Source organism: Williamsia sp. (assembly GCF_016462415.1).
Taxonomy (GTDB): domain Bacteria; phylum Actinomycetota; class Actinomycetes; order Mycobacteriales; family Mycobacteriaceae; genus Williamsia_A.
The window spans coordinates 1-7,177 of the sequence record NZ_JAEMTF010000152.1 but is presented as its reverse complement, the minus strand read 5'-3'; the positions used below and the strand labels follow the sequence as shown (position 1 = coordinate 7,177).

Here is a 7,177-nt window from a genome sequence, read left to right as displayed (position 1 = left end):
CCCACGACTGGCAGGAGGCCCACGCGAAGGTCAGCGCGGCCAGTGGGGACCCGGCCGCGGGGGCGGTGCGGGTTCGGCCGATGTCGGAGATGTGCGCTCCCGAGCGGAACCGGTAGAAGTACTCGCGCGCAGGCGCCAGCCCGCGGACATCGACGTGCACGCTGTGTCCGTCGGCGGCGGTCGCGATCACGCGTCCCCGCCGGACGACGGACGTCATCTTCTCGTCGACGGCGAGTTCCCATTCGACCGGCACCGGTGCCGAACCCATCCCGCCGCCGCGGGCCAGCGGAGACGACGCGAGTCGTGTCCACAGCACGACGCCGTCGGGCAGCGGATCTCCCGACGCGACCCCGAGGGTGAACAGATGGTCGCCCGACGAGGGCGCGGTCGCCAGGGGAGCGGCGTCGGCGAACAGGCCGGGGGTGAAGGCCAGTGCGCCTGCGACGCCGGTCCAGGTGAGGAAGCGGCGACGGTTCACCCCGTGCCGGATGGTCTTGTCGTCGCCGACGACGACCGAGGGCGTGGGAATTCGAGGGCTCATGGTGACCCAGCCGACCAGCCCGCGTTGACCGCAACGGGTCGCTGCGGGGGCGTCCGGATGACCCCCGCGTGAACTCGGATCGCGACCGGCTCGTCGGATGAACACCGACCGAACGCGGTGAGTCATCGCGTTACGCGTTGTTCACGGACACGCGGGTCTCACGTCGCGAAGTCTGGGCCCTCCGGGCGTAGCTTTGCGAATGACGGATCGCGGGGAAGTGGTCCGTCCGGGAGGTTCTATTCGTGGTTTGGTCACACACCGCGAGGGGACCGGCCCCGGTCCCTGTACCGGCCCGGTCCTGTCGAAACTGCTTGCACGGGAGCCGTGCCGGCCGAGGAGCCCTTCGTGACCACACGCACTTATGTCCTTGACACCTCCGTGCTGCTGTCCGACCCGTGGGCGGTGACGCGATTCGCCGAGCATCGCGTCGTCCTGCCGCTGGTGGTGATCAGCGAACTCGAGGGCAAGCGTCACCACCACGAGCTCGGATGGTTTGCGCGCGAGTCGTTGCGGATGCTCGACGATCTGCGGATCGAACACGGGCGCCTCGATCTCCCCGTCCCGATCGGCAACGACGACGGGACCGTTCAGGTCGAGCTGAACCACACCGACCCCGCGGTCCTGCCCGCCGGCTTCCGCACCGACACCAACGACTCGCGAATCCTGGCCTGCGCGTTGAACCTTCGGGCCGAGGGCAATGATGTCGTGCTGGTGTCCAAGGACACCCCACTGCGGGTGAAGGCGGGCGCGGTGGGACTGGCCGCCGACGAGTACCACGCCCAGGACGTGGTCGTGTCGGGGTGGGCGGGGATGACCGAGGTCGAGGTGGACTCCACCGACATCGACCGGTTGTTCGCCGAGGGTGTTGCCGACATCGACGTCGCCCGGGAACTGCCGTGCCACACCGGGGTTCGGCTGCTCGGCGGTACATCGAGTGCGTTGGGTCGGGTCAACGCCGACAAGCAGGTGCAGTTGGTCCGCGGCGACCGGGAGGCCTTCGGTCTGCGCGGACGGTCCGCGGAGCAGCGGGTGGCGCTCGATCTGCTGCTCGACGAGAGCGTCGGGATCGTCTCGATGGGCGGCAAGGCGGGCACCGGCAAGTCGGCGCTGGCCCTGTGCGCCGGACTCGAGGCGGTCCTCGAGCGCCGCACGCAGCGCAAGGTCGTCGTGTTCCGTCCGCTCTACGCCGTCGGCGGCCAGAACCTCGGATACCTGCCCGGCAGCGAGTCGGACAAGATGGGCCCCTGGGCGCAGGCGGTGTTCGACACCCTCGAGGGGCTGGCCTCGACCGAGGTGATCGAGGAGGTGTTGAGCCGCGGGATGTTGGAGGTCCTACCGCTCACGCACATCCGGGGCCGGTCGCTGCACGACTCGTTCGTCATCGTCGACGAGGCGCAGTCACTCGAGCGCAACGTCCTGCTCACCGTGCTCTCGCGCCTGGGCTCCGGCTCGCGGGTGGTCCTCACCCACGATGTCGCCCAGCGCGACAACCTCCGGGTCGGCAGGCACGACGGTGTCGCGGCGGTCATCGAGAAGCTGAAGGGGCACCCGCTGTTCGCCCACATCACGCTGACCCGCAGTGAGCGGTCGCCGATCGCGGCGCTCGTGACGGAGATGCTGGAGGAGTTCGCGCCGGGAGCGTAGCGAGCGGGCGAGTTGTGGCTGAGCGCGCCGGGAGCGTAGCGAGCGGGCGAGTTGTGGCTGAGCGCGCCGGGAGCGTAGCGAGCGGGCGAGATACGCGTCACAGCGGGCGAACGAAACAGCTTCCGCCGCAGGGAATCGTGACTCGCGACACCACGCCGGTCGGTGATCATTTCAGTGCAGGGTTGTGACCCTGTCGAGACCGATTGCCGGCCGGCGTGCGCCATACTTTCGTGGTGTTCGAGTTACGTATGTGGTTCAAGTGGCGTCTGGTGTCTCCTGCTGTTGCGGCCGGGGTGGTGATGGTCGCCGCGTTGTCGGGTGCTGTGGGGTTGGCGCCCGCGAACGCGGCCACCGTCGTGTCACCCGCGGATTTCCCCAGCACTTCGCAGATGGTCACCGTGATGTCCGACGCACGGTCGGACACCACCGCCACCCTGACCGCATGGGACAAGGTCGACGGCGCATGGAAGGCCACCATCGGCCCGGTCAAGGCATTCGTCGGCTCGCAGGGGATCGGTGCTCCGCGCGACAACGTGCCGCGCACGCCGGAGGGCACCTTCGCGTTCGACCAGGCCTTCGGTCGCCAGCCCAACCCGGGCACGAAGCTTCCGTACTTCCAGGCCGACCGGCAGGACTGGTGGGACGAGTTCCCGTCGTCACCGACGTACAACACCCACGTCCGGCAGGTGGCGAGCCCCGGTGGGGACAGCGAGAACCTGTACGACAGCGGTCCCGTCTACGACTACGCGGTCAACATCGCCCACAATCCGCAGCGCCGTCCCGGGTACGCATCGGGCATCTTCCTGCACGTCACCGACGGCTCGCCGACGCAGGGATGCGTCGCGGTGGACAAGGCGACGATGGTGTCCGTACTGAAATGGCTGGACCCGAGCAAGGATCCGGTCATCACCATCGGCCTGAACGCCAATCAGGCCTGACATCCCGGACGAAGCGATCGACCTTCGCGTGACCGTGCACTTTCGATGCGCTGGATTCACGCTGGTGATGTAACAATGTCCTGCATGTCACGGCTTTCTCTGCGAACTCTCATTGCCGGCGTGATCCTGTCGGTCACTCTCGGACTCTCGGCTGTTCCCCCCGCGTCGGCGGCGCCCGTCGTCCCGGCAGCGGGGTACGGATTCACCGAGGGCGCGCTCATCACGACGCTGTCGCAGGCCGACATCGACCGTGAGATGAACGTGGTCGCGCAGACCAACGCCAAGTGGTTCCGGGTGTTGATCGACCGGAGCACGATCGAGACCAGCCCCGGCGTCTACAACTGGGGTCCGACCGATCGGGTGGTGAACGCGGCTCGCAAACGCGGTCTGTCCGTCATCGGTCTCATCGCCTTCACCCCGCTTCTGCAGGGAGGTGGGCTCCTCCGTACGGCTCCGCCGGCGCGAGCGACGGACTTCTCCGCGTTCGCCGCACGGGCCGTGCAGCGTTACCGCGGTAGCTCCAGCACCTGGGAGATCTGGAACGAGCCGAACCTTCCCGCGTTCTTCGGGTTGGTGGCGAACAAACCGGCTCGTTACGTCGCTCTGCTGCGTGCGACCTATCCCGTCATCAAGCGCATCCAGCCGCGGTCGACCGTCATCGCCGCCGGGTTGAGTCCGTTGCTGGGCAGTGACTCCCCGCCGCAGTTCATGCGGGACATCTACCGTCTCGGTGCGAAGCGCTACTTCGACGCCGCAGCGATGCATCCGTACGTCTTCCCCTCCGGTTTCGCGAAGGATCCGCTCAACGCATTCTCCGATGTCGCGCGTGTCCGCGACATCATGGTGCGCAACGGCGATGCCGGTAAAAAGATCTGGTTCACCGAATTCGGCGCCCCGACCAACGGGCCACGTTTCGGCGGCAACACGCCGATCCAGCAGCGTGATCAGATCAAGGAAGGCCTTGCGCGTATCGCGAGGCTCCCGTACGCGGGCCCGGTCATCATCTACAGCATTCGCGACTACTCGAACGATCCCCGGACACTCAACGACCGGGAGACCCGTTTCGGGGCTCTGCTGACCTACGACTACAAGCTCAAGCCCACGTTCGATCTGCTGCGTCGTTAGGGGTTCCTCCCTCGGAGGGCAGGGAGTGGAGTTAGGTGATGCTAGCCTAACCAACTATGTCCGACGCCGTCCTGGATCCGCCAGGCCTCACCGAGCCCGTTGTCGTCCGTGTGCCGAGACCGCGCGCTCGAAAACGGCGCACCCGTAGGCCTGTTCGCAAAGGCGTTCTGCTGGCCCATCGGTGGTCCTCGCTCGTTCTCGGCATGATCCTGGTGGTGGTCTGCACCACCGGCGCCTCGCTGGTGTACGCGCCGGAGCTCCTGAAGGCCACCAACTCCGACCTGTTCGCATCGACCACGGCCGAACCGGTGGGTTTCGCGGCGGCGTTCGACGCGGTGCGCGCCGCCGACCCGGGGTTCGCGACGACGTACGCATCGGAGAAGGACGGTGTGTACGTTCTGTTCTCCGACGATCCGACCTCCAACGAGGCCTACTACGTCGACGCGGGAACCGGCGCGATCAACGGTCACGGCGACATCTATGGCGGCGTCATCGGATTTCTCGTCAACGTGCACGACTGTGGTCTGACCTGCGAGGCCTACCCGGGATACCTGCCCTGGTTGGAGGAGGCGTCCCCGCTGGCCGGATTCGGGGCGACCGCGGACATGACATGGGGCGGAATGGTTCTCGCCGGGACCGGACTGCTGCTGTTGGTCCTGGCGATCAGCGGCATCGCCCTGTGGTGGCCCGGAATCGGTAAATGGCGCCACGGCTTCCGCGTGCGGCTGGGACGGGGCCGATTCGCCCGTGACTACGACCTGCACAACGTGATCGGCATCGTCGCGGCGCCGGCCCTGCTCATCTGGGCCCTGACCGGGATGAACTTCGAGATCCCCGCCGTCGCCGATCTCTGGTACTCGGCGACCGGAGGTACCGCGGTGGCCGACGACGCCTACGACATGGAACCGTCGGGGAAGGCCGGCCCCGACATCACCCTCGCCGCCGCTGCCGCGGCGGCGACCGCGGTGTTCCCCGGTTCGGTGATCACGGCGGTGACGCTGCCCGCGGACACGGATGGCCACTACGGCTTCACCCTCCTCGACCGCGGACCCGACGGGTCGAAGGCCGACCTGTGGGCTCACAGTCCCACCTATCACGGCAATCGCTCGGTCGGGGTCGACGCCCACGACGCGACCGATGTGAAGGTGATGAGTGGGACCCCGTCGAGTGTCTCGAACGAGGTCATCGACCAGTGGGCCCAGCCGATGCTGCACTACGGCGTCTCGGTCAACCCGTGGTGGCGGTCGCTGTGGTTCCTCTTCGGCCTCACCCCACTGCTGCTGATGATCACCGGGGTGTCCACGTGGCTGTTCCGACGGGGGACCACCAGACGCAAGAACCAGGCCCGGGCCGCGCGGGCCGCGGCGCAGTCGCAGGCATGAACCAGACGGTTGCCCTCGTGGTGATCGTATGGGCGATGGCGCTCGGGCTGTGGTTCCTCGGCCGGGCCGTACTCGGACCCGCCGCGGCACCGTCCACGGTGCCCATCGCAATGCTGTGGGTGGCCGTGACCGCATGGCTCGCAACCGGTCTGGTCGCCTGGGTGACCGGTACGCCGCCCGCCCGACCGGTGGTGTTCGCCGGGTACGCCATCACCGCGGTCGCCATCGTCCCGGTGGGTACATCCATGGCCGGACGGCTGCAGGGTAGGCAGGCCGACCTCGTGCGTGCCGTGGTCTTCGTACTGCTCGCGTTCCTCTGCTACCGCAGTGAGGCGATGTTCCTCTGAGTCCTCCCGCGACACAAATCCGGTCCGGCGACCGGAATCCCGGTCGCGGGAGCGGATTGTCGTCGCGGGAGTGAACCCGCCGCGCTCAGCGCTTGTGGTCGAGGTTGGCCATCTTCAGCACGTCGAGGCGATTGTCGAGTTCGGCCTCGCTCAGCGAGTCGCCGATGAGTCCCCGATCGATGACCGTCTGGCGAATCGTCTTGCCCTCCTTGAGGGCCTGCTTGGCCACGGCGGCGGCCTCCTCGTAACCGATCGCGCTGTTGAGCGGCGTCACGATCGACGGGGAGCTCTCGGCGAGGGTCTTGAGATGGTCGACGTTGGCCTCCAGCCCGGCGATGCACCGGTCGGCGAACAGGTGGGAGACGTTGGCCAGCAACTTGAGTGACTCGAGCACGTTACGGGCCATCATCGGGATGTAGACGTTGAGCTCGAAGGCGCCGTTGCCGCCGCCCCAGGTGACCGCGGCATCGTTGCCGATGACCTGCGCGGCGACCTGCGTGACCGCCTCGGGAAGAACGGGATTGACCTTGCCGGGCATGATCGAACTACCCGGCTGCAGGTCGGGGAGCCGGATCTCGCCGAGACCGGTCAACGGCCCCGATCCCATCCAGCGGACGTCGTTGGCGATCTTGGTCAGCGACACCGCGACGGTCTTGAGCACACCGGACAGCTCGACGAGACCGTCACGGGCGGCCTGCGCCTCGAAGTTGTCGACGGCCAACGAGAGGTGCGCCACACCGGTCTGTTTGACGAGATCGGCGACGACCTTGGTGCCGAACTCGTCCGGCGCGTTGAGCCCGGTACCGACGGCGGTACCGCCGATCGGCAGTTCGCCGACGCGCACCAGGGCGGCCTGCACGCGCTCGACACCGGCCTCGATCTGACGGGCGTAGCCACCGAACTCCTGCCCCAGGGTGACCGGGACGGCGTCCATCAGGTGCGTGCGGCCGGACTTGACGACCTCACGCCACTCGATTGCCTTGGCTGCGAGCGCCTCGTGCAGGTGCTCGAGCGCCGGGATCAGATCGGTCGCCGCGGCCTCGGTCGCGGCCACATGGGTTGCGGTGGGAAAGGTGTCGTTCGACGACTGCGACATGTTGACGTGGTCGTTGGGGTGCACCTCGACGCCCGCGGCCTTCGCGATCGAGGCGATGACCTCGTTGGCGTTCATGTTCGAGCTGGTGCCCGAGCCGGTCTGGA

General features: G+C 67.6%; 7 protein-coding genes. 5 read left to right on the top strand and 2 right to left on the bottom strand.

Going from position 1 to position 7,177, the window contains the following annotated elements; genetic code table 11:
- Window positions 1–541 (bottom strand): PhoD-like phosphatase N-terminal domain-containing protein (locus tag JHC79_RS22045; protein ID WP_296394918.1); only part of this gene is annotated, 541 nt, incomplete at its 3' end.
- 345 nt (window positions 542–886) lie between these two features.
- Here JHC79_RS22045 and JHC79_RS22040 point away from each other — a divergent pair.
- The 5 genes from JHC79_RS22040 (at window position 887) to JHC79_RS22020 (ending at window position 5,977) form a co-directional block, all read left to right on the top strand.
- On the top strand, window positions 887–2,185 hold the full coding sequence (locus JHC79_RS22040) for a PhoH family protein (RefSeq protein WP_296394916.1): 1,299 nt from the start codon (window positions 887–889) through the stop codon (window positions 2,183–2,185).
- A gap of 233 nt (window positions 2,186–2,418) precedes the next feature.
- Complete coding sequence (locus JHC79_RS22035) at window positions 2,419–3,123, top strand: L,D-transpeptidase family protein (protein WP_366783212.1); 705 nt, start codon at window positions 2,419–2,421, stop codon at window positions 3,121–3,123.
- 84 nt (window positions 3,124–3,207) lie between these two features.
- A complete protein-coding gene (locus JHC79_RS22030) occupies window positions 3,208–4,248 on the top strand; it encodes a hypothetical protein (protein WP_296394913.1) in 1,041 nt (346 codons plus the stop codon).
- A gap of 56 nt (window positions 4,249–4,304) precedes the next feature.
- Window positions 4,305–5,630 carry a PepSY-associated TM helix domain-containing protein gene (locus JHC79_RS22025; RefSeq protein ID WP_296394910.1) on the top strand — a complete coding sequence of 442 codons (1,326 nt, stop codon included), beginning with the start codon at window positions 4,305–4,307 and terminating at the stop codon, window positions 5,628–5,630.
- Window positions 5,627–5,977 carry a hypothetical protein gene (locus tag JHC79_RS22020; protein ID WP_296394908.1) on the top strand — a complete coding sequence of 117 codons (351 nt, stop codon included), beginning with the start codon at window positions 5,627–5,629 and terminating at the stop codon, window positions 5,975–5,977. The genes JHC79_RS22025 and JHC79_RS22020 overlap by 4 nt, the downstream gene beginning before the upstream one ends.
- An 85-nt stretch (window positions 5,978–6,062) precedes the next feature.
- Here the strand turns inward: JHC79_RS22020 and JHC79_RS22015 are convergent.
- A partial coding sequence (locus JHC79_RS22015; protein ID WP_296394906.1) for a class II fumarate hydratase occupies window positions 6,063–7,177 on the bottom strand: 1,115 nt, incomplete at its 5' end.